The following is a 26,625-nucleotide window of genomic DNA, read 5'->3' on the forward strand; positions in this document are numbered from 1 at the left end:
GTCCTGCCGATTTACCCGCTCCACCGTGCCTACTTGCGGCCATCGTGGTTGACGGGGCCCGCAGATCAAGATCAAAAGCAGATCAAAGGCAAGAGCACAGCGGCCTCCCGGCCGGCTTGAGTGTTAAAAGCAAAATCTAAGGCGGGCACGGTCCAAATGTGGGAGCGGGCTTGCTCGCGAAGGTCGTTAACGATGACGCGGGCATTCTGATTCAGCGCGGCGACCTCAGGTTTTTCGCGAGCAAGCCCGCTCCCACAKAAAAGCAGATCTGTTTTCGCTCTGGTCTTTGCTTTTAACACTCAAGCCGGCCGGTAGGCCGCTGTGCTCTTGATCTGCTTTTGATTTTGATCTTAGGCGCCCCGTTAAACCACGCTGGCCGAACGCAGGCTTTGGAGCGTGGGTAACCCGGCAGGACGCCGGGTTAGCCGTCCTGGGCCAAGGATGGCCCATGACGGCGGCCCACGGTCCAAAGCCGGAGTGAGGGCACTCCTAGCCTAAGCGAGGAGCCGAGTGGTGGGGCAAGAGCGTTTTGCTTACTTTTGCGCTGTTCAAAAGTGAGCCGCTGTAAGAGCGGAACCATAAGCGGCCGTTACCTGAATAACGGATATGCCCCCAAAAACAGCAGAACTTGCACCCCCCGCGCTCCCATGAAATAGTCAGCCAAGCAAGTGCTTGGTTGGCTACCATCGGAACACAAAGGAGCGCGTCCATGTCTGTCGCTATTCGTTTGCCGCTGCAAGTCTTCTTCGACCGCGAAGCCCGCCACCCACGGCAACGATTCCTGGTTCAGCCCATCAAAGGCGGCGAGGTCCAAACCCTCACCTGGGCCGAAGCCGGCCACCAGGCCCGCTGCGCCGCCCACTGGCTGCGAGCCCGCGACCTGCCTCAGGGCTCCCACATCGCCCTGATCTCGAAAAACTGCGCCCACTGGATCATCGCCGACCTCGCCATCTGGATGGCCGGCCACGTCTCGGTCCCGCTCTACCCCAACCTCACCGCCGACTCCGTCGCCCACGTACTCGAGCATTCCGAAGCCGCACTGGCATTTATCGGCAAACTGGACGACTGGCCCGCCATGTCCGCCGGAGTAAAGGCCGACCTGCCCACCATCAGCCTGCCGCTGTGCCCCAATGGCGAATTCGATTTCACCTGGGCCGACCTGCAAGCCTGCTCACCCATTCAGGACAACCCCGCGCCCGCAGCATCCGATCTAGCCACCATCATCTACACCTCCGGCACCACCGGCCTGCCCAAGGGCGTGATGCACAGCTTCGGCGCGCTGGCCTTCGCGGCCATCCGCGGCACTGAACTGTTCGGCCTGGGGGAGGGCGACCGCCTGCTGTCCTACCTGCCGCTGTGCCACGTCGCCGAACGCATGTTCGTGGAGATGGCCTCGATCTACACCGGACAGACAGTATTTTTCGCCGAGAGCCTCGACACTTTTCTGACAGACCTCAAACGGGCGAGGCCAACAGCGCTGTTCGGCGTACCGCGGATCTGGACCAAATTCCAGATGGGCGTCTATAGCAAAATCCCCGCAAGCCGCCTCGATACCTTGCTGCGCCTGCCCTTCATCGGCAAGCGGGTCGGCCACAAAGTACTCGCCGGGTTGGGCCTGGACGCTGTGCGCGTGGCGATCTCCGGCGCAGCCCCCGTGCCCGAAGCACTGTTGGTCTGGTATCGCCGGCTGGGCCTGGATGTGCTGGAGGTCTATGGCATGACCGAAAGCTGCGGCTATTCCCACGTGTGCCGCCCCGGCCAGCAGAAACTCGGCTGGATAGGCCCGCCATGCCCGGACGTCGAAGTGCGCATTGGTGGCGACGGCGAAGTCCAGGTACGCAGCGGCGCGACCATGCTCGGTTATTACAAGGACCCGGCAAAAACTGCCGAGACCCTCACCGCCGACGGCTTCCTGCGCACCGGCGACAAGGGCGAGCAGGGCACCGATGGCCGCCTGCGACTGACCGGGCGGCTCAAGGAAATCTTCAAGACCAGCAAAGGCAAATACGTGGCCCCGGCGCCGATTGAAAACCGCCTGGCCGAACATGCACGCATCGAGCAGGTGTGCGTGGTGGGCGATGGCTTGAGTGCGCCCATGGGCCTGTGCGTGTTATCTGCCGTGGGTCTGCAAGATGCCGCAGGCGCTGGGCGCCAGGCTTTGCAGGGCAGCCTTGAACGCTTGCTGGAAGAGGTCAACCAAGTGCTGGATAAACATGAGCGCTTGCGCCAACTGGTGGTGGTGAAAGACAGTTGGGCGGTGGAAAACGGTTTTCTCACGCCGACCTTGAAGATCAAGCGCAACGTGATTGAATCAGCCTACGGGTCGCAGTTCCTGGCCTGGAGCGAGCGCTCCGAAGCCGTGCTGTGGCAGGATTGAGCACTGACATAAAACCAATAAGGACCGATCAATGAGCCTGTGGCGCACCCAACCGAATATCGAGCAACTGAATGCGATTCAGAAAAACACCATCGGTGAAGTACTGGATATCCGCTTTGAAGGTTTTGACGACGAGTCCCTGACGGCCAGCATGGTGATCGACCACCGCACCCATCAACCCTACGGCCTGCTGCACGGCGGCGCGTCGGTGGTACTCGCGGAAACCGTGGGCTCCATGGCCAGTTACCTGTGCATCGACGCCAGCAAGTTCTATTGCGTGGGCCTGGAAATCAACGCCAACCACCTGCGCGGCCTGCGCAGCGGGCGGGTGACGGCGGTGGCCAAGCCGATTCACATCGGGCGCACCACCCACGTGTGGGACATCCGCCTGACCAGCGATGAAGGCAAGGCCAGCTGTGTATCGCGCCTGACCATGGCCGTGGTACCGCTGGGGGAGAAGCCGCCGGCCCGATAGGCGTGGCGTGAGTGTCATCATTCCTGGCAGTTACAGTCATTGCCGTGACTGCCGGGTCTGGGGAGAATCAACACTCTGTTTACGGTGATGGATCAGGTATGTCGCAGCACGTGTTTTTCGCTCACGCCAATGGCTTTCCTTCGGCGACCTACGGCAAATTGTTTGCCGCCCTGGCCCCGGAGTACGCCGTCGCGCATTTGCCGCAGCACGGTCACGACCCCCGGTTTCCAGTGGATGACAATTGGCAGAACCTGGTGGACGAACTGATCCACCACCTTGAGCAACAACCGGAGCCGGTGTGGGGCGTGGGCCATTCGTTGGGTGGCGTGCTGCACCTGCACGCGGCCATGCGTAGCCCGCAGCTGTATCGCGGGGTGGTGATGCTGGATTCGCCGGTACTGACCCTGGCCGATCGCTGGGTGATCCGCGCGGCCAAGCGTTTCGGCTTTATTGACCGGCTGACCCCGGCGGGGCGCACCCTGGGCCGTCGTGAAGAGTTCGCCGACCTGGCGGCTGCGCGCCAGTACTTCGCTGGCAAGACCTTGTTTCGCGGCTTTGATCCCGACTGTTTTGATGCCTACCTGCAACACGGCCTGGAGCCGGTGGGTGATCGCCTGCGCCTGCGCTTTGATCCGGCCACCGAAATCAGCATCTACCGCGGCGTGCCCCACACCAGCCCCGGCCAGGCCCGGCAATTGAAGGTGCCGCTGGCGGTGGTGCGTGGTCGCCAGAGCCGGGTGGTGATGCGTCACCATGCCAGCGGCGTGGGGCGCATGCCCATGGGCGAAATGCTGACCATGCCCGGCGGCCACATGTTTCCCCTTGAACGCCCACAGGACACCGCCACTTTGATCAAGAACCTGTTTGCCCGTTGGGAAGCTCGCCAGCGCGAGCGCAGTTGCGCATGACTGCGCCCGTCGAAGAAGTCCGCCTGGCGCTGCCGCACATCGAGTTGGCGGCGCATCTGTTCGGCCCTGAAGACGGTTTGCCGGTGATTGCCCTGCATGGCTGGCTGGACAACGCCAACAGCTTTGCCCGGCTGGCACCGAAACTCGATGGCCTGTGCATCGTCGCCCTGGACATGGCCGGCCATGGTCACTCGGCCCATCGACCCGCTGGCGCCGGTTATTCCCTTTGGGATTACGTCCACGACGTGCTGCAAGTCGCCGAACAACTCGGGTGGAAACGTTTTGCATTACTTGGCCACTCCCTCGGCGCCATCGTTTCCCTGGTGTTGGCCGGCGCCTTGCCGGAGCGGGTGACGCACCTGGGATTGATTGATGGCGTGATCCCGCCGACCGGCACCGCAGACAACGCCGCCGAACGCCTCGGCATGGCGTTGCAGGCGCAAATGAACCTGCAGGACAAGCGCAAGCCGGTGTACAGCACCCTTGATCGCGCGGTGGAAGCGCGGATGAAAGGCGTGGTGGCAGTCAGTCGTGAAGCCGCCGAACTGCTGGCCCAGCGTGGCTTGATGCCCGTGCCGGGTGGTTACACCTGGCGCAGCGACAGCCGCCTGACCCTGGCCTCCCCCATGCGCCTGACAGAAGAACAGGCGATGGCCTTCGTGCGCCGAGTCGGCTGTCCGACACAGTTGGTGGTCGCCGAAGACGGCATGTTGGCGAAACATTCCGAATTGCTTTCCGGGCTTCCGTTCCAGGTGACTACCTTGCCCGGTGGCCATCATTTGCACCTGAATGACGAGCCAGGCGCTACCCTTGTTGCAGACTGTTTCAATCGGTTTTTCTCCACGCCTTGACTTGGCGGGGTCAACTGCCGAGGCTGGGCGGATCGAAAGGGAGTCAACCATGAACGATCTCAACACCGCAGCGCACCCCAATGGCCAGGGCGCGCCGATCCGATGAGTATGCCGAAGGGATTTTTCCGTGTTCTGGGGCTGTGCTGTTTCAGCCCGCTGGTGTTTGCCGCCGACGTACCGGGTAGCCAGGACTTGCCCGCCGTGGCCCGTCAGGTCGACGCGCAGATCGTCGACTACCGTCCCGCCGAAGAGAAAGAACGTATCTACCCGCTGGGCTCGATCCGCAAGATCAGCGGCCAGCTGCGCTATGAAGGCCAGGCCACCGCCCGCGGCCAAGCCACTGCCATCACCTACGAACTGCCTGCCGAGCACACCTCCAGCGCCGCCTTTACCGCCACCCGCGAAGCCTTGCAGGCCCAGGGCGCGCAACTGCTGTTCTGGTGCCAGGCCCGTGATTGCGGTGAAAGCAGCCTGTGGGCCAATGAAGTGTTCGGCAATGCCAAGCTGGTGGGCGCCGACGGCCAGCAGGAATACCTGCTGCTGCGCCTGGCGGCCCCGCAAGACAACTCCCTGGTCGCGTTGTACGGCATCACCCGGGGCAATCGACGGGCGTACCTGCACGTGGAGCAGATGGACGCCAGCGCACCGCTGGGCGATTTGCTGCCGACCTCCGCTACGCTGCTGCGGGAACTGAAAAGCACCGGCGAGCTGGATTTTCCCAAGCTGGGCGCCGAGCCTGACGCCACCTGGCTCACCCTTATTTCCCGCGGATTGAACCTGGATGCCACGTTGCGGGTCAGTTTGACCGGGCCCACCGCCGAGGCATGGCGCCAGGGCTTGATCGATCAGGGCGTACGTGCGGCGCGCCTGGAAACCGGCACCACCGAAGCCAAGGGTTTGCACCTGCATCTGATACGCTGACCGTTCCAGGGCGAACGGACCCGCGCCGTTCGCCTAAGCTCTTCCTCTTACAGACTTCTTTTCGAGAAACCACATGCTCAATAACGATCGCCTGCTGGTGCAGATCCTGCTGCTGGTGTTGTTTGGTGCCAGCTTCTGGGTGATGGCGCCGTTCTGGTCGGCGCTGTTCTGGGGCGCGGTACTGGCGTTTGCCAGTTGGCCGGTGATGCGCTTGCTCACCCGCTGGCTGGGCGGTCGCGAATCGCTGGCCGCCGGGATCCTGACCCTGGTCTGGATGCTATTGGTGGCGTTGCCGCTGGTTTGGCTGGGGTTCAACCTGGCCGACCATGTGCGCGATGCCGTGGGCCTGATCAAGGATATCCAGGTGGATGGCTTGCCTGCGGCGCCCACCTGGCTCGGTTCCATTCCCTTTGTCGGCGAACGATTGGTGGCGATGTGGGACAGCATCGACCAGCAGGGCGCGGCACTGATGGTCACGTTGAAACCGTACCTGGGCCAGGTCGGCAACTGGTTGCTGGCCCGCAGTGCGCAGATCGGCGGCGGCATCCTGGAACTGACCCTGAGCCTGGTGTTCGTGTTCTTTTTCTACCGTGACGGGCCGCGCCTGGCGATGTTTGTGCATCGCTTGCTGGAGCGGTTGATCGGCGACCGGGCGGGTTATTACATCGAACTGGTCGCGGGTACGGTGCAGCGGGTGGTCAACGGTGTGATCGGCACCGCTGCCGCCCAGGCCTTGCTGGCGCTGATCGGCTTCTGGATTGCCGGTGTTCCGGGGGCTTTGGTGCTGGGGATCGTGACGTTCCTGCTCAGCCTGATTCCGATGGGCCCGCCGCTGATCTGGATTCCGGCCACCGCCTGGCTCGCCTGGAAGGGCGACTACACCTATGCGGTGTTCCTCGGTGTATGGGGCACGTTCATCATCAGCGGCGTCGACAACGTGCTCAAGCCCTACCTGATCAGCCGTGGCGGCAACCTGCCGCTGGTGATCGTGTTGCTGGGGGTGTTTGGCGGGTTGATTGCGTTCGGCTTTATCGGCCTGTTTATCGGCCCGACATTGCTGGCGGTGGCGTATAGCTTGTTGACCGACTGGAGTGCCACCCAGGCTCAGGTGCGGCGGGAAGATAAAACCGGGCAGTAATGGTTCCTGCAGGGCGCAGGAACCATTCCTACGCCCTTGGCAGCCACATTACGGCGGTAAGGCCGCCGCCCGGAGTTTCCTCCAGGCTCAGCCGTCCACCGAGGCGTTCCACGGCTTCCTTGGAAATCGTCATGCCCAACCCCACGCCACCGGAATTGCGGTTGCGCGAGCCTTCCAGCCGATAAAATGGTTCAAACACCGCCTCGCGTTTATCCGCCGCAATGCCCGGGCCGTGGTCGATCACTTTCACCACCAGCGCCTGCGGAGTGTCCGCGAGTTCGATGCGCGCGGTGCCGGCGTACCGCAGGGCGTTATCGATCAGGTTGTTCAGGCACGAACGCAGGGCCATCGGTTGCACTTGCAGCGGCGCGCACTCACCACTGCATTGCACATCGGAGCCGCGGTCCTGGGCGTTTTCACTCAGGGATTCCACCAGCGCCTGCACATCCAGCCAATGCCGGGTTTCGCTGGTGCGCTGCTCGTGCAGGTAGCTCAGGGTGGCGTCGAGCATGCCGATCATGTCGTCCAGGTCCTGGCGCATCTGGCCCTGCAGCTTGGTGTCTTCGATCTGTTCCAGGCGCAGCTTGAGCCGTGACAGCGGCGTACGCAGGTCGTGGGACACGGCGCCCAGCATGCGGGCACGCTGGGTGACCTGTTCGCGGATGCGCTTTTGCATCAGGTTGAAGGTCGATGCCGCTTGCCGCGCCTCCCGTGGGCCGGACTCGTTCAGCGGTGGGCTGTCGAGGTCCAGGCTCAGGCGCTCGGCCGCGGCGCTCAGGCGCTGGATTGGCCGGCTGAGCAGCTTGGCGCCGTACCAAGCGGCAATGATCAGCGAGATAAACTGGAAGGTCAGCGGCACCACAGGCCCGCCGAACCAGGGACGGCGATGCTCCTTGGGCATTGGCGTCAGGCTGCCGTCCGGTTGCTCGATGAAGGTCTCGTGGGGCGGAGGGGGCGGCGGGCCATAATGGTGAAACCAGAAGAATGCCAGCGCGTGGGCCAGCACAATCGCTACCAGCAACACACCGAACAGCCGCCCGAACAGGGTGTTGAAGGCGTTGCGCATCAGCCGATATCTCGGGCGTCGAACAGGTAGCCTTCACCGCGTACGGTCTTGATCAACTGCGGGGCCTTGGGGTCATCCCCGAGTTTTTGGCGCAGGCGTGAGACCAGCAGGTCAATGCTGCGATCAAAGGCTTCGATGGAACGGCCACGGGCCGCATCCAGCAATTGCTCGCGGCTCAACACTCGGCGCGGGCGCTCGATAAACACCCACAGCAAGCGGAATTCGGCGTTGGACAGCGGCACCACCAGGCCATCGTCGGCCACCAGTTGGCGCAGTACGCTGTTGAGGCGCCAGTTGTCGAAGCGGATATTCGCCCGTTGCTCAGTGCGGTCATCCCGCACGCGACGCAGGATGGTCTGGATACGGGCCACCAGTTCGCGGGGCTCGAAGGGCTTGGACATGTAGTCGTCGGCCCCCAGTTCCAGGCCGATAATGCGGTCGGTAGGTTCGCAGCGGGCGGTGAGCATCAGGATCGGGATGTCCGATTCTGCCCGCAGCCAGCGGCACAGCGACAGGCCGTCTTCGCCCGGCAGCATCAGGTCGAGCACCACCACGTCGAAGGTCTCGGCTTGCATGGCCTGGCGCATGGCCGCGCCATCGGTCACGCCGCTGGCGAGGATATTGAAGCGCGCCAGGTAATCGATCAGCAGTTCGCGGATCGGCACGTCGTCGTCGACAATCAGTGCGCGGGTATTCCAGCGTTTGTCTTCACCGACAAGCGAGGCTTTTTGATCGTCATTCAGCACAGGAGTCAGGGTTTGCATGGTGCGATCATCTACCTGGTTGGCCGCCGGGCCGAAGCTCGGCGGCGAGGTTGTTGCGTTCAGCATAGGCGCCCAGCCCCGGGGCTGGAAGTTCTGTACGATGGTTCACGTGTGCGAGGCTAATCTTCGGGGGTATTGCAGGCATGTCGGGAATGTATCTGTTTCGACACAATTGCCCGGGAGCCCGCAATCTGGCGGCTAAATCGCGAATTACCGATCATCGGATCCCGCAAACCCGCTGCTTGCGCTACAATCCGCGCCGATTTCGACTTGCCTGAGAGCCCATTCCAATGTCCGCCTGCCAGACTCCTATCATCGTCGCCCTGGATTACCCCACTCGTGACGCCGCACTGAAGCTGGCTGACCAGTTGGACCCCAAGCTTTGCCGGGTCAAGGTTGGCAAGGAACTGTTCACCAGTTGTGCCGCCGAAATTGTCGGCACCTTGCGTGACAAAGGGTTCGAGGTGTTCCTCGACCTGAAATTCCACGATATCCCCAACACTACCGCGATGGCGGTCAAGGCCGCCGCCGAAATGGGCGTGTGGATGGTCAACGTGCACTGCTCCGGCGGCTTGCGCATGATGGCTGCGTGCCGTGAAGTGCTCGATCAGCGCAGCGGCCCCAAGCCACTGCTGATTGGCGTGACCGTGCTGACCAGCATGGAGCGTGAAGACCTGGCCGGCATCGGCCTGGACATCGAGCCACAGGAACAAGTGCTACGCCTCGCGGCCCTGGCGCAAAAGGCTGGCCTGGACGGCCTGGTGTGCTCGGCGCTGGAAGCGCAGGCGTTGAAGACCGCCCACCCGGCGTTGCAACTGGTGACCCCGGGGATTCGCCCGGCGGGCAGCGCCCAGGACGACCAGCGTCGCATCCTGACCCCGCGCCAGGCCCTGGATGCCGGTTCCGATTACCTGGTGATCGGTCGCCCGATCAGCCAGGCGGCCGACCCGGCCAAGGCGCTGGCAGCGGTAGTTGCCGAGATTGCGTGACCTACCGACCTGAAGTGGGCACGGTAAAAAAATGTGGGAGCGGGCTTGCTCGCGAAGGCGGTAGAGCAGTCACCTTATGCATTGACTGTCACACCGCCTTCGCGAGCAAGCCCGCTCCCACATTTGGTTCTGCGGTGTGTCAGCTGACCTTCAACACCAACTTCCCAAAGTTCTCACCGTTGAACAGTTTCATCAGCGTCTCCGGGAACGTCTCCAGCCCCTCGACTATATCTTCCTTGCTCTTGAGCTTGCCCTGAGCCATCCAGCCGGCCATTTCCTGCCCGGCAGCGGCAAAATTCGCCGCGTGGTCCATCACCACAAACCCTTCCATGCGCGCACGATTGACCAGCAGTGACAGGTAGTTGGCCGGCCCTTTGACAGCTTCCTTGTTGTTGTACTGGCTGATGGCGCCGCAGATCACTACGCGGGCTTTCAATGCCAGGCGGCTGAGCACGGCATCGAGAATGTCCCCGCCGACGTTATCGAAATACACGTCCACACCTTTCGGGCACTCGCGCTTGAGGCCGGCATGCACGTCTTCGTTCTTGTAGTCGATGGCGGCATCAAAACCCAGCTCATCCACCAGGAACCTGCATTTGTCGGCGCCGCCAGCGATGCCTACCACGCGGCAGCCTTTGATCTTGGCAATCTGCCCGGCAATGCTGCCCACCGCGCCTGCCGCGCCGGAGATCACCACGGTCTCGCCGGCCTTGGGCGCGCCGGTGTCCAGCAGGGCGAAGTAAGCGGTCATGCCGGTCATCCCCAGCGCCGACAGATAACGCGGCAACGGCGCGAGTTTCGGATCGACCTTGTAGAAACCCCGCGGCTCACCGAGGAAGTAATCCTGCACACCCAAGGCACCGTTGACGTAGTCGCCCACGGCAAATTTCGGGTTGTTCGACGCGATCACCTTGCCTACGCCCAGGGCGCGCATGACTTCGCCGATACCCACCGGTGGAATGTAGGATTTGCCCTCGTTCATCCAGCCACGCATGGCCGGGTCCAGGGACAGGTATTCGTTGTGCACCAGCACCTGGCCGTCCTGGGGTTTACCCACCGGCACTTCCTGGTAAGTGAAGGTGTCCCGTGTGGCCGCGCCGACCGGGCGTTTGGCGAGCAGGAATTGGCGGTTGGTCTGGGCAGTCATGGCAGCGACTCTTGAGAAGTGGACCTTGAGTGATAGACCCTTCGGGCTGCACCGGCAAGGTGCGCGGCACCTGCGAATGCACACCGATCCACTGCAATGATAGTGATGCCGGTGCCGTTATCACTGCGGCTCATGGTTCGCCAACCGGGCTTTTGATAATGCTGACGCGCCGATGGTGGCTCTGGCTAGACTGGGGTCATCGAGCATCCCCATCGAAGGAACATCCACCATGAGCATGACATTTTCCGGCCAGGTCGCCCTGGTGACCGGTGCGGCCGCCGGCATTGGCCGCGCCACTGCGCTGGCGTTCGCCGCTGAAGGCTTGAAAGTCGTAGTCGCCGACCTGGACGCGGCTGGCGGCGAGGGCACTGTGGCGCTGATTCATCAGGCCGGTGGCGAAGCGGTGTTTGTGCGCTGCAATGTCACCCTCGAAGCGGACGTGCAGCAGTTGATGCAGCAGACCGTGGCCACCTATGGCCGGTTGGACTATGCCTTCAACAACGCCGGGATCGAGATCGAGAAGGGCAAGCTGGCGGACGGCAGCCTGGATGAGTTCGACGCAATCATGGGCGTCAACGTCAAGGGCGTGTGGCTGTGCATGAAGTATCAACTGCCGTTGCTGCTGGCTCAGGGCGGCGGCGCCATCGTCAACACGGCTTCTGTGGCAGGACTTGGGGCGGCGCCGAAGATGAGTATCTATGCCGCGTCCAAGCACGCGGTGATCGGCCTGACCAAGTCGGCGGCGATCGAGTACGCGAAAAAGAAAATCCGCGTCAACGCGGTATGCCCGGCCGTGATCGACACCGATATGTTCCGCCGTGCCTATGAAGCTGACCCGCGCAAAGCCGAATTTGCCGCCGCCATGCACCCGGTCGGGCGTATCGGCAAGGTCGAGGAGATCGCCAGCGCCGTGCTTTATCTGTGCAGCGACGGTGCTGCCTTCACCACGGGCCAGGCATTGGCGGTGGACGGTGGCGCGACCGCGATTTAGGAAGTGAGACGGATGCCATTCAGAAAAGCGTTGGAGGCGCTGTGGGGTTTTTCCGCAGGTGGCCAGATGCCTCACCTGAATGTGTTTCACTAGGTAAATAATTCAATTAAATCAATGATTTAATAAATCTTGATCGCGGCTGTCATTGGGCTTCTGTGCTTAACTGGTTTGGGTTAAATGACAACAGTTTAAGTGAGTGGCTCATGGATTTAGGGATCGATCGACAAGCCCTTGTACCGGTAGTGCAGCAAATCGTCAGTGCGCTGGCCGCCTGGATTCGCGAGAGCGGCGCCAGCCCCGGGACGCGGTTGCCCTCGGTGCGGCAACTGGCCCACGAGAACCTGCTCAGTCAGTCCAGCGTCATCGAGGCGTTCGAGCGGATGGTTGCCCAAGGTGTGCTGGCCTCAAGGCAAGGCGCCGGTTTCTGTGTGGCCCAGCCACCCGCCGAGCGTGGTCTTCGCGGTGAAAACCAATGGTATGAGGGCGCCGAGTCGGGGTGGGGCGCCTTCATCGACAATCAACTGGGCGAACTGAAACTGGGATGCGGCTGGCTGCCGGACACCTGGCGCGAGAGCGACGACATCAGCTACGCGATTCGTGAAGTCACCCGCACCGACACCGCGGCCGTCTTCAACTACAGCACGCCGCTGGGCCTGCCGGCCCTGCGTGAACAGCTGCTCAAGCGCCTGGCGCACATCCAGGTGGCAACCCGGGTCGAGCATATCCTCACCACCCACGGTGCGAGCCATGCCCAGGACCTGCTGATCCGCACGCTGCTCAAGGCCGGCGACACCGTGGTGGTGGAAAGCCCGGGGTACGGCAACCTTTACCGCCAACTGGCCTTTCATGGTGTCAAGCTGCTGGAAGTGCCGCGCACCCGTGGCGGCCCGGACATGCATGCCCTGGAAGCGCTGTTGCGCGGGCACCGGCCCAAGTGCCTGTTCATCAACAGCCTGTATCACAACCCCACCGGCACCAGCCTGTCCCTGGCGGTGGCCGAGCGCTTGCTGCAACTGGCCCATTCCCAGGACTTCTTCATCATCGAGGAGGACGTCTATGGCGACCTGCAACATGCCACGTGCACCCGGTTGTCGGCGTTGCCCCACGAGGACCGGGTGATCTATGTCTCGAGTTTTTCCAAGACCCTCAGCAGCGCCTTGCGGGTGGGGTACCTCACGGCCAGCGGGGCGATCATCGCGCAATTGGCCAGGGTCAAGACCTTGACCGGCATCGGCACCTCGCGGTTTGCCGAGGCGGTGGTGGCGACGTTGCTGGCCAATGGTACCTACCGCAAGTGGGTGCAACGTCTGCGCCGGCGGCTGAGCACGGAAATGGCCATGACCCTGCAGGTGCTGGAAGACGAAGAGTGGGAGGTGTTTGCGGTGCCGGCGGGGGGCATGTTCCTCTGGGCGCGCCCTGGTGTCGGCGACCGTTCCACCGTGCAGGCACGGGCTCGCCGGCTGGGGGTGTTGCTGACGCCGGGAACGCTTTTCAGCCCGACGGGCGAATCCAGCGACTGGCTGCGCATCAATGTGGCCTACGCTTCTGATCAGCGTGCACTGGCGTTGTTCAAGGCTATGGGGCCGGCAGGATCGACCTCTACCATTCTGAAAACGACGAGGATGTAGCTTTTTGCCATTATTGTGGCGCCAAACCCTTGTATTCAGTGCCCCGGGGTTGCGAATCTCGCTGCATCGAAACCTGGCTTGATGGCATTCGCCATTGCAAGAGGACTCAAGTGCAATGATTTCTGCCGTGCAACGACGTTTTGCCAACCTCGGTATGGCCAAGAAACTGGGCTTGGGCTTTGTCCTGGTACTGCTGTTGACGGCATTGGTGGCCGCAATTGGCGTATGGTCGCTGCAAACCGTTGGCCAGCGCTTCGAGGGCCTTAAAGCCATGTCGGCGCTCAACAGCGGCTTGCTCAAGGTGCGCTTGATCGAGCAGGACTACGCGTTGCATGCCGACCCCAAGTCGGTGGACGCCTTGCACGAAAGTGTCGACGCGTTGGCGGCCCAGGCGGTAATTCTCAAGGCCCAGTCGCCTGCCAATGTCCCGGTGATGAGCGACGTCGAGCAGGCGCTGGCGGCGTATCGCAAGGCGTTCGATGAGTTTGTCGAGCTGACCCAGACCAAGGACCTGGCGCTGGAAATGGCCAGTTGGTCGGTCTCCAGTGTCGCCAACAACCTTGATGTGTTGCAGGCCGGGCTGGCGGACGACGGCGCCTATGGCCTCAAGGAAAGCCAGGGCAAGGAAGGTGCCGAATTCATCGAGCAGGCGGGGCAGGTCAGCCAGGTCTCGCGCCTGATGCTGCAGGCCATGAACGAAGCGCACGTGCGCCTGGACCAGAGCCGCAAGGGCGATGACGAGAACGCCGAGCAGGGCAAGATCGAGCAGGCCGATCAGGCCCTGGCCCAGGTCGAACAGCTGAAAACCACCGTCAAGGATCCTGGCTACCAAACCGTGCTTAACGAAGTGTCCGGGCATATCGCGGCCTTCAGCGAAAAACTCGGCGAATACACCGGGCTGCTGGCCCAGGAAAAAGTCGTCTACAAGCAGTTGCACGAGCGCGCAGCCGAAGTGGTCACCCGGGTCAATCAGGCCTACGACGCAGAAGACCTGTCGATGCAGTCGCAGTTGAAGAAAAGCGCGTTGCTGATCATCGGTTCTTCGGCGTTGGCGTTATTGGTCGGGCTGATTGCCGCGTGGATCATTACCCGTTTGATCGTTGCACCGTTGCGCAGCGTGATTGCAGTGGCCCAGCAGATTGCCGCCGGTGATCTCAGTGGCCGTATGGAAGTCAGTCGCCGGGACGAGATGGGCCAGTTGATGCTCGCGATGCAACAGATGAGCAGCGGCCTGAGCAGCATGGTCAGCGGGTTGCAGGCGGGTATCGAGCAACTGGCCAGCTCGGCCCATTCGCTGTCCAGCGTCACCGAGCAGACCAATATCGAGGTCAGCAGCCAGAAGGAAGAAACCGAGCAGGTGGCCACGGCCATGAACCAGATGACCGCCACCGTGCACGATGTGGCGCGCAACGCCGAAGAAGCGGCCCAGGCGGCGCAGACGGCGGATGACAAGGTCGACAGCGGCCAGCAGGTGGTGCGTCAGAGCTTGCAGCGTATCGAGTTGCTGGCCAGCTCCGCGACCTCCGCCAGTACCAGCATCGAAAGCCTGAGCGCGGAGATCCAGACTATCGGTACCGTCCTTGAGGTGATCAAGAGCGTGGCCGAGCAAACCAACCTGCTGGCGCTGAATGCGGCCATCGAGGCTGCGCGGGCGGGCGAGCAGGGCCGCGGTTTTGCCGTGGTGGCCGACGAGGTGCGGGCGCTGGCCAAGCGCACCCAGCAATCGACCGAGGAAATCGAACGGTTGGTGAGTACCTTGCGCAGCGCTGCGCAGGCTTCGGTGCAGCTGATCAGGCAGAGCGGCGAACTGGTCAAGCTGGCGGTCAGTGATGCCCTGGAAACCGAAAGCGCCCTGGGCAGCATCGCGGCGGCGGTGTCGTTGATCCAGCAGATGAACCAGCAGATTGCCGCGGCGGCCGAAGAGCAAAGCTCGGTGGCCGAGGAAATCAACCGCAGCGTCACCAGCATCCGTGCGAGTGCCGATCAATCGGCGTTGAGCATGCAGGGCAATGCAGCGTCGAGCATCGAGCTGGCGCAGTTGGGTACGGAGCTTAAGGGGATGGTCGGGCACTTCCGCCTTTGATCACCGCAGGCCTGCGGCGATCAAAGGGCAGGGCGGTCAGGCGTTGTTGGCCAGGAAGGTCAGCAGCGCTTCGTTGACGAAATCGGGGTTTTCCCGGCTGGAGATATGCCCGGCGTGCGGAATCAACGTCAGCGCGCAGCCGATCAAGGCCGCCATTTCTTCTGATTCGGCCGGTGGGCGTGGCTTGTCCTGCTCGCCACACATCACCAGGGTGGTGTCGGTGTCGAGGCGCGCCAGTTGTTCCAGCACATCCGCGCGGCTGAAGATAATCCGGCCCAGCGGCACGATGCTGTGCACCAGGCGCTCCTTCGGGAAGGCCTGCAGTGCGTTGCGGAAATCCTGGTACAAGGCCGACTCCCGGTCGATACCGGGACGGAAGAAGATCGGCGCCACCACATCCAGCAGCGGTTCCGGAATGGCGCCGGCGTCTTCGATCATCTTGAACAGCGAAAAGTAGTATTGGCGAGTGGCTTCCGGCTCGGCGCCCAGGTGCGTGTCCATCAGCACCAGGCTGTTGACCCGCTCGGGAGCCAGCAGCGCCAGGCGTGCGCCCCACATGCCGCCGACCGACAAGCCCACGAGGTTGACCCGGGCAATGTCCAGGTGATCCAGCAGCGCCAGGTGCTGGCGTGCGAGGTCGTCCAGGGATGCAGTGTTTGCAGGCAGTGCGCCGGACTCGCCGTGGCCCCAAAGCTCGGGGACGATCACCCGGTACTGTTGCGACAGGGCTTCGATCTGCGGCGCCCACATCTGGCTGTCCCACAGGTAGCTGGAACCGAGGAGAACGGCCGGGCCGGTGCCCTGGTCGAGGTAGTGCAGCGGTTGTCCATCGATGAGCACGACAGGCATGGCGAAGCCCTTTTCGTTAACGGAGTGAGGGGGCCTTTTTTACGCTATTCGAGGGGAAGGGGATAGGTGCAGAGTGATGGCATGTGGCGAGCGGGTTTGCCGCCCACCACAATGGCAGGGGATCAGTCGTAGATGGCTTTCTTCTTCCAGTCGGCGTCCGCATCCACCACTTTCAAGCCTTCGGTCAATTCGTTGACCTCGTCTTCAGCCGGTTCAAGGTTGGACAGCACCATGGAGTTGGCGCGCGCCAGCTGTTTCTCGAGCAATTGCAGCTGCTGGCTGTACACCACCGGCTCAGGCTGCTTGCGCAGGTACTGCACGCCGCGTTCGAACGCCAGGCGAGCCTGGCCCGGCTGGCCTTGTTGCAGCGCGTGCTGGCCCAGGTTGTTGAAGAACTCGATGTGCAGCAGCACCAGGATATGGCGGATTTCCTTGATCCAGTGCTTGGCTTCATTGGTCGGCAGGAAACCGTCCTGGGCCGCTCGGGTCACCTGGCCATGCAGTGCTTCGAGCAGGAAACGTACATCCTTGGCCTTGGCTTCGGTCTGGATCGGGCCTGGCGGGTTGTTCACCGGAATCGATTCGCCCTGGGCCACCAGTGCGTTGAGTTCAGTGATGCGTGCCTTGAGCGACGCATTGGACTTGTCGAGGTTCAGCAGGCGCTGATTGACGTTGAGCTCCAGGCGGGTCAGCAGCAACTTGAGTCGCGGCGTCATCAACTGGCCAGGGAAGGTCTCGGTGATTTCGCCGCAGCGGCGCAGCCGGTCATTGAGTTCGATCCGGGTCCGGTTCTTTTCCAGCTTATTGTTTTCCACCACGTGGTTCATGTAGCCAATGGCGATCAGTATTACGATCCCGGCTATTACCAGCAGGGTGATCATGAGTGGTGTCACCGGTGTGACCTCTTTATGGGGTTTGCATTGAAGTGTAGTGACTGGTGCAGTGACCGGATAGGACTGAGCGACCAGTTGCGTCAGTAGTTTCTTCTATATAGCCGGGCAGTCCCTGCGTAGATGCACATTGCCATCATTTGCTGTGGCGAACTATAGCGCCTTGTGGAACGCCAGAATATAGGCGCCAAAGCCTGGACGGCGAGAAACCCTTGCAACCCCCGTAAACCACGGCGAAGTCATTGATTTAAATAAATTTATCCTTGGGGGTTGACGACCTCCCAATCCATCCATAGAATGCGCGCCACTTACAGCGTAAAGCACACAGCGAAACGCGGTAGGGAGTGAATGTTGTACGTGTGTCCCCTTCGTCTAGTGGCCTAGGACACCGCCCTTTCACGGCGGTAACAGGGGTTCGAGTCCCCTAGGGGACGCCATWTGCGGGAATAGCTCAGTTGGTAGAGCACGACCTTGCCAAGGTCGGGGTCGCGAGTTCGAGTCTCGTTTCCCGCTCCATATTTAACGAAAACGCCGATCAGCAATGATCGGCGTTTTTGTTTGTGGGTTTTTTGTGAGCTGGAGTGCAATGCCCCGGCCCACGTTGCGTTTGTACCGCTAGAAATTATCCATCGCGTGGCACATCGACAGCCTTCCCGACGGCGTCGGTTCAATCGGACTCCATCGTTCGGCACCTTTCGGCAGCTCAGCAAGCTCGAATGAGCAACTCCCGGACATTGATGCTCGCACCATGTAGTCCATGCCGGGCTTGGGGATAAAGGTCATGGTGTTGAAACATTGCCGGCCATATTGCGGCAACCCAAGGTAATGAAAGGCAATGGGCGTGTTCGCCGGAATCACCTGTTCGGACGACACCGCACCGTCCCAGGTGTAAATCGGCCCCGGCATCCCCAGGCTTGCGCCATTGCGGTCGGCGAAGCCGGATTTGGCGGACACCATCACGCCTGCTCCGGGAACATTCCAGTCCAGGCAATCGCGCCCGGGCACTGCGCGCACCATGCCGTCGCTGATAATGCGCAAGCGCGCCGTCTCGGCAGACGGTGGCGCTGTATAGGCGGTGTTGAGGGAGCGGACGTTATATACCTGGCCACAGCCGCTGAGAAGAACCAGGAACAGGGCAGGAATTACACGTAAGGTTCTCATGGCTGGCGGCAGTTCTGGCTGACCGACAGATGCGGCGCGGGCTCAAGCTTGACCATCTGCAAGCCATTAGCACCCTGGAAGATAAAATATTTGTTGCGACAATCCTTAAACGTCTCCGAGTAACCTTCAGCCCGGAATGCTTCCCCGTCGATCTCCCTGGTCACCGTATTGTTGCGGCTGACCACGGCGAGCACCTGCTCATAGCTCTCGCCCATCTTCACCCCGGGCTCACCGGTGGTGGTCATCGAATTGGCGCAGCCGCCAAGCCCGATGGCCGCCCAAACCAGCGCCGTACCGTACAGTCCATTGCGTGTGGTGTTCATCCCTGCTCTCCATCCATGAGGTGTGCAGGGTTGGTCAGCGCAACGGCGGAAAAGTGCAACATTCATATCTGGCAATGTGACATTGCCCGCAAATCATGGGATTTGCAGGCAACGGCTCACGGCTTGCCCGGATGCGGCTCCGGGTACTCGCTTGTCACGTCCAATGCCTTGGCATACGGCCCGTCCCACAGTTGCTCGTGTAAATCTCCCACACGCTTGGCCATCGCCTCACTGCGCATCACCACTTCCAGGTTGCGCGAGTTATCGAAATAACCGCCCAGCCAGTTACTGGTCCCTACCCACGCCACTTGCCCGTCGATTTCCATGGTCTTGCTGTGGATCACCCGCGCATAAGGAATAAATCCTTGCCTGGCCTCGGGCAGCGTGACGATCTTGACCTCGACATTCGGCAGCACCGCCAGGCTTTTCAGGTACGGCAATTCCAGTGCTTCGGTGTTCCAGTTGGATACCATCAACTTGATCGAGACCCCGCGCGCTGCCGCTGCACGCACGGCGTTGTCGATCATCGCGTAGTAAGGCCGGGTTCTGTCAGGTCCATAGGACAGCGGCGCGTAGTCCAGCAGTTGTACGCGCACTTCCTTTTTCGCCTCGCCCAGCAGACGTGGCAGTTCCAGCTGCGAATCACCCACACCCGGCGGGTTGTAGCGCTGGGGGCTGGCTACCAGGTAGTTGCCGGTGCGTGCCGGTGTGGCACCTGTGGCGGGCAGGGCAACAGGCTGGTTGTCGGCCAACGCAGCCTGGGCCTGCCAGTCCTGTTCAAAAATGGCCTGGGTCTGGGCGACGACGTTTGCATCACTGATCAACAGCCCGGTTTCGTGGATATGCTCCAGCGAACGCCAGTCGAAGTTCTGGCTGCCGATAAACGCCTGCTTGCCATCCACTACCATGTACTTGGCGTGGATGATCCCCCCACTCAGCTTGCCATAGGGCAGGATGCGGAAGGTCAGGTTGGGAATGGCTTTCAGGCGCTCCAGGGTCGAGGCTTCCGACAGCCGCACGCCTTTTTCTTCCAGCAGGAAGCGAATTTTCACCCCGCGTTTGCCGGCGGCTTCCAGGTGTTCAATCACCTTGTCCATCACCGAGCCAGGATGGTCGGCCGCGTAGAACTGGCCGATGTCGATGCGGCTTTTCGCGCCGTCGAACAGCTGGATCCACACGGGGCCGGGCTGGCGCAGATCGGCGGTGCCAAGTTGGGTGTCCACTGGCACGGTGTGTACCAACTCAAATCCCGGAATTGAAAAGTCCGCCTGGGCAAGCGGACTGAGGAGCAGGCCTGCAAGGCCGGCGATACGTAATTTCAGCGATATGGACATAGGCGTCTCATCGGGCAAAAAAAGGGCGGGCGCATGATGCGCCCGCCCCGGGAAGGTCACGCAGTGCGGGTGTGCAGCGGGGTCGGTACCAGGTGCGGCACTTCACCCTGCACGCGGGCACCGGTTGCCGCGCGGATCAGCAGGATTTTCAGCTGGTCGTTGATACGCTCCAGGCTGTCCTGGAAGAAGTTGTGGAACACCACGCAGAACAGCGCGATGGCGATACCCAAACCCGTGGCGAACAGGGCCGTACCGATACCACCGGAAATCTGGCCCGGGTCGGACACACCGGCACTGGCCAGCGCCTTGAAGGTGTCGATGATGCCGAGGATGGTCCCCAGCAGGCCGAGCAGCGGCGCGGCGGTGGTGATGGTTTCGATGATCCACAGGCTGCGGGACAGCGGCGCGCGGGTCTTGAGGTACTGGGTTTCGATCTCGTCGTCCAGGTCCTTGCGCGAACCATGGGACGCCTTCTGCGCCAGGATCGGCAGCACCATGCTCAGCGGCAGGCTGTCACGGCGAGTCAGGTTTTCCGGCAGGTCGCGTTCGCTGTGCACATTGGCGCCCAGCACTTCGGTCAATGCACGGGCCTGGCGGCGCACGTAGGCGAAGTAGATGCCACGTTCGATGGTGATGAAGATTGCAATCGCCAGTGCGGCGTACATCACATAAAAGGTGATTTGGTGAAGCAGGTTCATGTCCATGATGCTGAGCCTCGCAGTTAGAAATTGGCTTCCAGGGAAACGGTGACGGTGCGGTCAAGCCCAACGATGTAGGCCGGGTCGCCATCGCGGAAACCGCTGTAGCTCGCCGAGTTGGTCTTGGTGGTGTACACGCCGTCCAGGTACTTCTTGTCGAACAGGTTGTCGACGTTCAGGCGCAGGGTTGCGTCCTTGACGACTTTCTTGTCCACCGGCAGGTAGATACCGGCGCCGAGGTTGAAGATGGTGCGGGCGGAGATGGCTTCGTCGTTGGTCAGGTCGCCATAGAGCTTGCTGGTGAACTTGCCGCCGAAGGTGCCGTAGAAGCGCCCGTCGTCATAGCCGATGTTGGCCGCCAGCATGTTGGTCGGCACGTTGGCGAACTGCTTGCCGCTGGTGGGCAGCACGATCGGCTTGCCGGCGCTGTAGACGGTCAGGTCGTCCTGCTGCTTGGAGCTGGTGTAGGTGTAGGAGGTGTAGTAGTTGAAGTTGTGCGGCAGCTTGCCGCTCCACTCCAGTTCCAGGCCTTTGTTGATGACGGTGCCGGCGTTGATGTCGGCGGAATCACCGTTGCTGTCCAGGGAGGTGAGCTGGCGATTCTTGAACTGCATGTAGAACAGGGTCGCGGCGAGGGTGCTGTCTTCGCCGGTGTAGCGCCAGCCCAGTTCCTGGTTCCAGCTGAGTTCCGGCTTGGAGTCGAGGGAGCCGACGCCTTTGTCGTACAGCACGTAGTTCTGTGGAATACGCATGTTGCGCGACAGGCTGTAGAACAACTGGTCACGCTCGTCGAGCTGGTATTTCAGGCCGGCGTTGGGCAGCAGTTTGTTGTAGGTCTGGCTGGCCTTGCCGGGTTGCTCGGTGAGGCTGCCGTGGTTGGTGCCGTCACGCTCGACGTTCATGTAGGCAATGCCCGCGATCAACGTCCAGTCCGAGTTGATGTACCAGGTGTCCTGGGTCCAGACCTTTTGCGCCGGCGTCACGGTGTAGCGGTCGCGACCCTGTACGGTGTTGCCGTTGGCGTCGACCACGGAGTTGCCGTCGGGCCAGGTATCGCTTGGCTTGCCGTTGTTCTTGAGGGCAATGAACGGTTGGGTCTGGCTTTGGCGGGCGCGTTCATACCAGTAGCCGAATTGCAGGCTGTGGTCGCCCAGGTCCCAGTTCAGCTTGGTGGTGATGCCCGGGCGCCAGGTCTGGGTGCGCGAAGGGCGGTAGTAGACGCCGGTGGTCGCGGAACCGTCGGCGTTGTATTGAGCCTGTGTCGGCAGGTTGCCGAGGTCGAAAACGCCGCCCTTGTTCGAGCCACTGTTCAGCGCATAGGCCGAGGAGCCCACGCCGCTGCCGTTGCCGTAGTAGTAATACGGGATCACCGAGAGGGACAGGTTGTCGCTCAGCTTGTACTGGGTGTTGAGCACGGCGGTAAAGGTCTGGAACGGGTTCTGCGCCAGGTCGTAGTAGCTGCTGACCTTGCCGTTGGCGCCCACCGCCGGTGTCGCCGGGTACGGGTCGTACTTGCGGCCGTACTGCTGGAACTGTGCCTTGGTCAACTGGCTGTAACTGTTGTTGTCCTGCTCGTGGTACTTGAGGATCAGGTTGGCGGTGTTGCCGTTGCCGGCGTCGAAGAAGCTGTTCCACTCCACCTTGTCCGCACGTACGGCACCCGAGCCGCGCCACATCTGGCCTTCGGTGTGGGAGGCCGACAGCCAGTTGCTCAGGCCGTTGACTTCACCGGTATTGAGGCGGGCGAAGGTCTTGCGGGTGGCGTTGCTGCCGACCACTTGCTTGACGAAGGCACCGGTTTCCTTGGTGGGGCGAATGGTCACGATGCCGATGTTGCCGCCGCTGGAACCGATGTGCGGGCCGTCGGCTTCCGACGAGCCCTGGGTGACGAAAATCTGGTCGATGTTTTCCGGGTCGCCCAACAGGTTGGAGTACAACGCGTAGTTGCCGGAGTCGTTGATCGGCATGCCGTCCACCGACATACCGACCTGGTCGGAGTTCATGCCGCGCATGGTGAAGCGGAAGCCCGAGAGGCCGGTGTTGTCTTCACTGGAGATGTTCAGGCCCGGGGTGTACTTGAGCTTGTCGATGGCGTTGCCGGTGGCCGTCTGTTTGTCCAACGCTTCCTTGGTGATGGTCGAGCGGCCCTTGGCGCTCTCTTCCTGGACCATGTAACCGCCCCCAGCGGTTGCCTTGCCCTGTACCCCAATAGTCCCGACGTCACTGTCGCTGGTATCTGCCATGACCACTCCATGGGTCATGCTCGTCGCGGCAACGAGTGCCAGATGAATCCGGGTGAACTTCATCACTGTCGTCCTGGTGGTGTGTGCTTATTGCACGCTGTAGTTGAAGGTGGCGGTGAAGCGCTGCTCGTTACGTCCACCGAAGGCTTGTTCGGGGAACGGTTTCACCTGCTTGATACGGCGCAGGCTGTTGGTGGCGGCCCGGTTGAGCAGCATGCTCGGCGCCGGGGTCTGGATCCCGGAGTCGAGGACGCGGCCTTGGCGGTCCACCATTAACCAGACCACCACCTCGCCACTCGGGCGTTCAAGGGACGCCTGGCGCCCGGTGGGGTATTGCTTGTAGGTGTCCAACTCGTTGCGCAAGCCCTTGAGGTAGCCGCCTTCCAGTGCCTGGCCGTCGACTTTCGGCGGCGCCGGTGGCGCAGCGGGTGCTGGCGTGGGAGCGGGAGCCGCTTGCACCGGCTTGGCGGCCACCGGAGCTGGCGCAGGCACAGGCGCTGGCTTGGCGACCACGGGCTTGGGCACCGGTTTTGGCTTGGGCTCAGGCTTTGGCAGTGGCTTGGGGATCGGCTTGGGTGGCGGAGGCGGAGGGGCAGGTTCGGCCTCCTCGTCTTCGATCACCGGCGGCGGTGGCGGCGGTTCTTCCACCACGGGCTCGGGGACCACTTCCGGCTCGGGCTCGACCAGCGCGAGTTCAACCGCCGACTCGTCGTACTGCGGCTGGATCTTCAGGGGTTGGGACTGGATACCCAGTGCAATCAGCACCAGGGCGATCAGGGCCGGGACACTGCCCAGCAGCCGACGCGCACGAAACAAGGCATACATGATCAGGACTTTTTCGTGGCGATGGAGACAGAGGTAAAGCCACCCAGGCGCAGGGTGTCCATCACCTCGACCAGGCGCGACACTTCCACGCCTTTGTCGCTGTTGACGATGATCGTCGACTTGGTGTCTGGCTTCTCGCCGGCCTTGAGTGCAGGCACCAGCGCGTCGACGGTCAGGTCCTTGCCATCGAGCTGCAGCTGACCTTCCAGGCCCAGGGTTAGGATGAATTTATTTTGCGGCTTGAGCTGCTGTGAACTGCTGGCGCTCGGCAGCTGAGTCTTCATGCCCAGGGCCGGAATCACGTTCAAACTCACCAGTACAAAAAACACCAACAGGAACATCATCACGTCGATCATCGGGATCAGTTCGATGTGTGCCTTGCGTTTTTTGGGTTCATCCCAAGTTCTCATTCCGCTACCCCGCAGTTGATTAGGGGCGACACGCTAGCAACCAAAAATGACCGAATGGTTAACTTTAATTTAAGCTTTTAAGGCTCTAGGACGCGTCTTACAGACGACTCGTAGGTCTATTTATCTACGTAATGAAACTGACACGACGCGGGTACATTCTTGGAGAATTTATTTCGCGAGTCCCCCTGCATGAGCATTGCACTGCCGCATTTATCCACCCTGCTGCCAATGGTAAGAACGCTACACAAGCATTTGTTTTGGTCGGTGCGGGATGCTTGGAAGGAGCGCAGTTGATGAGTGTGAATCACGATCGCCGTCGCGTACTGGGCGGGCTTGCAGTTGCCACGGCGTTTTCGATCCTCAGCCCGTTTGCCCGTAGTGCAGGCATCGACTATCCCTTCACCCTCGGTGTGGCGTCAGGCGATCCATTGCCCGATGGTTTCGTGATCTGGACGCGCCTCGCGCCGCTGTTCAATGCCGCCGACGGTCGGGGTGGCCTGAACCGAGCGGTGCCGGTGCGCTGGAAGGTGGCCCGCGATGCAGCGATGACGCACGTTGTGCGCCAGGGCGAGGTGATGGCCAGCGAGCGTTTCGCCCATTCGGTGCATGTGGAAGTGAGCGGGTTGGAGGCGGGTCGACCTTACTGGTACCAGTTCGAGGGCCTCGGTGCGCAAAGCCCGGTGGGCCAGTCGCGCACTGCGCCGGCGGTGCATGCCATGGCATCGGCGCAGCTGGGTTTTGTCTCCTGCTCCCATTGGGAGCGAGGCTACTTCAGCGCCTATCGGCATTTGGCCGCCGAGCAGCCTGACCTGGTGTTTTTCCTCGGGGATTACATCTATGACAGTTCCTACGCGGCTGATTCCGGCAAGGTCATTCGCTCCCACGGCAGCGGCAATGCGTTGAATCTGGCGGATTACCGCAACCGCTACGCCCTGTACAAGACCGATCCGGATTTGCAGGCACTGCATGCTGCGGCGCCCAGTGTGGTCACCTGGGACGATCACGAAGTGCAAAACGACTATGCCAGCCAGTGGTCCCAGGACCCGAACATCCCGGTGACGAGTTTTCTCAAGCAGCGGGCGGCGGCCTACCAGGCCTTCTACGAGCACATGCCGCTGCGGGCCAGCAGCCTGCCGCGCGGGCCGGACATGCGCCTCTATCGGCGTTTGGACTACGGCCGGCTGGCGCGTTTCCATGTGCTGGATGGGCGTCAGTACCGCTCCGAGCAGCCATGCATCCTGGCCAATGGCAGCCACAAGGGACATGTGGCCGCGAACACCTGTGCTGACCTGCGCGATCCCCGTCGCACCATGCTCGGCTGGGAGCAGGAGGCTTGGCTGGATCAGGGTTTTGCCGAGTCCCGGGCACAATGGAACGTGATCGCCCAGGACCTGTTGGTCGCGCCGCTCACGCAACGTGACCTGACCAACCACAAGCCCGGCCGCTGGACAGATGGCTGGGATGGTTACATGGCCAACCGTGAGCGGATGCTTGCGTCGATGGTGCGCAGAAAGGTGAATAACCCGGTGTTCTGGGGCGGCGATATTCACTCGTTCTGGACGACGGACCTGCACGCTGACGCAGGGAATCCGGATTCGCCGGTGGTCGCGACCGAGTTTGTCGGCACGTCGGTGACGTCTGACGGGCCACCATTTGATGCGTTCAGTGCGATCCTGCCCCTCAATCCCCATGTGAAGTTTTTCGACAGCCGCCAGCGCGGCTATGTGTCGGTGGCGCTTGAGGAGAGGAATATGCTGACGAACTTCCGGGTGATTTCCGATCCCCGGGATCCGAACGCCAGCGTCTCGACCCTCAAGTCGTTTGTGGTGGAACCGGGCAGGGCGGGGGCGATTGCGGTTTAGTCAGTTCAGGGTATAGCGCACCGACAATGCACCCTTTTTCTCGGAGAGGGCCAGGATCGTCACCTGACCCACGTCCCCCAATGCCTGCACATGCGTGCCGCCGCAGGCATAGGCCGGCAGGTCGCCAAAACCCACTTGCCGCGTACCGTCATCCAGGGCCATATGGCGCGGCAGGTTGGCGGCGATCCATTGGTCGACTTGCCGCTGGATCGCCTCGGCGTCCATGGCCTGGGCCGAGGTGCCGCGAATAAAGGTGATCTTGCCTTCGCCCGGCCAGTGATGAGCCTTGATCGGCATCCAGCCCAGGGTTTCACCGGCATTGCCGATCAGATGCCCGGCCGAGTGCAGGCGCGTGTGCAAGGTGCGGCGGTCTTCATCGACGCGTGCCTGGATCACGCCGGGAGCCACGGGGCGGTCTACGTAATGCACGACATGATCGCCTTCCTGCACCACCTTCAACACCTGGCTTGCCCCGAGCCAGCCGGTGTCGGAGGGCTGGCCGCCACCTTGTGGATGGAAGATTGTGGACTGCAGGATTACCGCAAACTGGTTATCAAAAGGTGTGCATCCCAGCACTTCAAGTTCGGCATTCAGGTGGTCATGGGTAAAAAACAGGCGCTGGGTCATCATTTATATCCGCATCAGGGTTTCTAACCGGCAGTATAAGAAGTGCGCCAATAGGTGATAATCCG

Annotated in this window: 24 protein-coding genes, 2 tRNA genes and 1 pseudogene; 14 read left to right on the forward strand and 13 right to left on the reverse strand. The window is 61.8% G+C overall.

Translation table 11 applies throughout. From position 1 onward, the window contains the following. Positions 1-709: 709 nt before the first annotated feature. The 6 genes from A462_RS29225 to A462_RS29200 all read left to right on the forward strand — a co-directional run bounded on the left by A462_RS29225 (position 710) and on the right by A462_RS29200 (position 6,670). Positions 710-2,377 (forward strand): AMP-binding protein, encoded by a 1,668-nt coding sequence (locus A462_RS29225; protein WP_008431253.1) that lies wholly within the window; start codon positions 710-712, stop codon positions 2,375-2,377. A gap of 31 nt (positions 2,378-2,408) precedes the next feature. After that, positions 2,409-2,852, forward strand: coding sequence for a hotdog fold thioesterase (locus A462_RS29220; protein WP_008431255.1), 444 nt, complete (start codon positions 2,409-2,411; stop codon positions 2,850-2,852). A gap of 98 nt (positions 2,853-2,950) precedes the next feature. Then, positions 2,951-3,760, forward strand: coding sequence for an alpha/beta fold hydrolase (locus A462_RS29215; protein ID WP_008431257.1), 810 nt, complete (start codon positions 2,951-2,953; stop codon positions 3,758-3,760). Then, positions 3,757-4,611: an alpha/beta hydrolase gene (locus A462_RS29210; RefSeq protein ID WP_008431258.1), complete on the forward strand. Its 855-nt coding sequence runs from the start codon at positions 3,757-3,759 to the stop codon at positions 4,609-4,611. Before A462_RS29215 ends, A462_RS29210 begins: the two co-directional genes overlap by 4 nt. A gap of 102 nt (positions 4,612-4,713) precedes the next feature. Further along, the gene (locus A462_RS29205; RefSeq protein WP_003217171.1) at positions 4,714-5,532 is read left to right on the forward strand and encodes a DUF4892 domain-containing protein; all 819 of its coding nucleotides are present in this window, start codon (positions 4,714-4,716) and stop codon (positions 5,530-5,532) included. Between the two features lie 73 nt (positions 5,533-5,605). Beyond that, positions 5,606-6,670: an AI-2E family transporter gene (locus tag A462_RS29200; protein WP_003217173.1), complete on the forward strand. Its 1,065-nt coding sequence runs from the start codon at positions 5,606-5,608 to the stop codon at positions 6,668-6,670. A 28-nt stretch (positions 6,671-6,698) separates the two neighbouring features. On the opposite strand, the gene A462_RS29195 is transcribed toward A462_RS29200, so the two are convergent. Then, entirely contained in the window at positions 6,699-7,736 is a 1,038-nt protein-coding gene (locus tag A462_RS29195; protein ID WP_003217175.1) for a sensor histidine kinase, read from the reverse strand. Beyond that, positions 7,736-8,500 carry a response regulator gene (locus A462_RS29190; protein ID WP_032898726.1) on the reverse strand — a complete coding sequence of 255 codons (765 nt, stop codon included), beginning with the start codon at positions 8,498-8,500 and terminating at the stop codon, positions 7,736-7,738. Before A462_RS29190 ends, A462_RS29195 begins: the two co-directional genes overlap by 1 nt. Before the next feature lie 290 nt (positions 8,501-8,790). Here A462_RS29190 and pyrF point away from each other — a divergent pair, with 290 nt between their 5' ends. After that, positions 8,791-9,489, forward strand: a complete 699-nt coding sequence (gene pyrF, locus A462_RS29185; protein WP_003217180.1) for an orotidine-5'-phosphate decarboxylase — start codon at positions 8,791-8,793, stop codon at positions 9,487-9,489. 139 nt (positions 9,490-9,628) lie between these two features. Here pyrF and A462_RS29180 read toward each other — a convergent pair whose 3' ends face one another. After that, entirely contained in the window at positions 9,629-10,636 is a 1,008-nt protein-coding gene (locus A462_RS29180; protein WP_008431260.1) for an NADP-dependent oxidoreductase, read from the reverse strand. A gap of 229 nt (positions 10,637-10,865) precedes the next feature. Between A462_RS29180 and A462_RS29175 the strand changes: the two genes are divergently transcribed. From A462_RS29175 to A462_RS35150, 4 genes and pseudogenes are all read left to right on the forward strand, one after another. Continuing rightward, positions 10,866-11,627 carry an SDR family oxidoreductase gene (locus A462_RS29175; RefSeq protein WP_008431261.1) on the forward strand — a complete coding sequence of 254 codons (762 nt, stop codon included), beginning with the start codon at positions 10,866-10,868 and terminating at the stop codon, positions 11,625-11,627. A gap of 203 nt (positions 11,628-11,830) precedes the next feature. Further along, the gene (locus A462_RS29170) at positions 11,831-13,255 is read left to right on the forward strand and encodes an aminotransferase-like domain-containing protein (protein ID WP_008431263.1); all 1,425 of its coding nucleotides are present in this window, start codon (positions 11,831-11,833) and stop codon (positions 13,253-13,255) included. Positions 13,256-14,252: 997 nt separating this feature from the next. Next, positions 14,253-14,477, forward strand: a pseudogene (locus A462_RS35145) (HAMP domain-containing protein); the annotation flags it as partial. Between the two features lie 18 nt (positions 14,478-14,495). Next, the gene (locus A462_RS35150) at positions 14,496-15,338 is read left to right on the forward strand and encodes a methyl-accepting chemotaxis protein (RefSeq protein ID WP_443200820.1); all 843 of its coding nucleotides are present in this window, start codon (positions 14,496-14,498) and stop codon (positions 15,336-15,338) included. A 36-nt stretch (positions 15,339-15,374) separates the two neighbouring features. Here A462_RS35150 and A462_RS29160 read toward each other — a convergent pair whose 3' ends face one another. Together A462_RS29160 and A462_RS29155 are read right to left on the reverse strand one after the other, a co-directional pair. Continuing rightward, positions 15,375-16,187 (reverse strand): alpha/beta fold hydrolase, encoded by an 813-nt coding sequence (locus A462_RS29160; RefSeq protein ID WP_008431265.1) that lies wholly within the window; start codon positions 16,185-16,187, stop codon positions 15,375-15,377. Positions 16,188-16,309: 122 nt separating this feature from the next. Continuing rightward, a complete protein-coding gene (locus A462_RS29155) occupies positions 16,310-17,068 on the reverse strand; it encodes a hypothetical protein (RefSeq protein WP_003217193.1) in 759 nt (252 codons plus the stop codon). Positions 17,069-17,438: 370 nt separating this feature from the next. Here A462_RS29155 and A462_RS29150 point away from each other — a divergent pair. Continuing rightward, positions 17,439-17,514, forward strand: a tRNA-Glu gene (locus tag A462_RS29150). Positions 17,515-17,517: 3 nt separating this feature from the next. Next, positions 17,518-17,593: transfer RNA gene (locus A462_RS29145), tRNA-Gly, on the forward strand. 99 nt (positions 17,594-17,692) lie between these two features. On the opposite strand, the gene A462_RS29140 is transcribed toward A462_RS29145, so the two are convergent. The 7 genes from A462_RS29140 to A462_RS29110 form a co-directional block, all read right to left on the reverse strand. Continuing rightward, a complete protein-coding gene (locus A462_RS29140) occupies positions 17,693-18,238 on the reverse strand; it encodes a hypothetical protein (protein ID WP_008431270.1) in 546 nt (181 codons plus the stop codon). Then, positions 18,235-18,561 (reverse strand): hypothetical protein, encoded by a 327-nt coding sequence (locus tag A462_RS29135; protein ID WP_008431272.1) that lies wholly within the window; start codon positions 18,559-18,561, stop codon positions 18,235-18,237. The genes A462_RS29140 and A462_RS29135 overlap by 4 nt, the downstream gene beginning before the upstream one ends. A gap of 116 nt (positions 18,562-18,677) precedes the next feature. Next, positions 18,678-19,895, reverse strand: coding sequence for a phospholipase D-like domain-containing protein (locus A462_RS29130; RefSeq protein ID WP_003217201.1), 1,218 nt, complete (start codon positions 19,893-19,895; stop codon positions 18,678-18,680). A 56-nt stretch (positions 19,896-19,951) separates the two neighbouring features. Beyond that, positions 19,952-20,599: a MotA/TolQ/ExbB proton channel family protein gene (locus tag A462_RS29125; RefSeq protein ID WP_003217203.1), complete on the reverse strand. Its 648-nt coding sequence runs from the start codon at positions 20,597-20,599 to the stop codon at positions 19,952-19,954. Positions 20,600-20,616: 17 nt separating this feature from the next. Continuing rightward, entirely contained in the window at positions 20,617-22,899 is a 2,283-nt protein-coding gene (locus A462_RS29120) for a TonB-dependent receptor (RefSeq protein ID WP_008431274.1), read from the reverse strand. 24 nt (positions 22,900-22,923) lie between these two features. After that, a complete protein-coding gene (locus A462_RS29115; RefSeq protein ID WP_008431283.1) occupies positions 22,924-23,661 on the reverse strand; it encodes an energy transducer TonB family protein in 738 nt (245 codons plus the stop codon). Between the two features lie 2 nt (positions 23,662-23,663). Beyond that, positions 23,664-24,071 carry an ExbD/TolR family protein gene (locus A462_RS29110; RefSeq protein ID WP_003217209.1) on the reverse strand — a complete coding sequence of 136 codons (408 nt, stop codon included), beginning with the start codon at positions 24,069-24,071 and terminating at the stop codon, positions 23,664-23,666. 293 nt (positions 24,072-24,364) lie between these two features. Here A462_RS29110 and A462_RS29105 point away from each other — a divergent pair, with 293 nt between their 5' ends. Beyond that, positions 24,365-25,933, forward strand: coding sequence for an alkaline phosphatase D family protein (locus A462_RS29105; protein WP_008431287.1), 1,569 nt, complete (start codon positions 24,365-24,367; stop codon positions 25,931-25,933). On the opposite strand, the gene A462_RS29100 is transcribed toward A462_RS29105, so the two are convergent. Then, positions 25,934-26,560: a hypothetical protein gene (locus tag A462_RS29100; RefSeq protein WP_008431289.1), complete on the reverse strand. Its 627-nt coding sequence runs from the start codon at positions 26,558-26,560 to the stop codon at positions 25,934-25,936. Positions 26,561-26,625: the final 65 nt, after the last annotated feature.

The sequence above is a fragment of the Pseudomonas sp. Ag1 genome (assembly GCF_000278565.1).
GTDB lineage: Bacteria > Pseudomonadota > Gammaproteobacteria > Pseudomonadales > Pseudomonadaceae > Aquipseudomonas.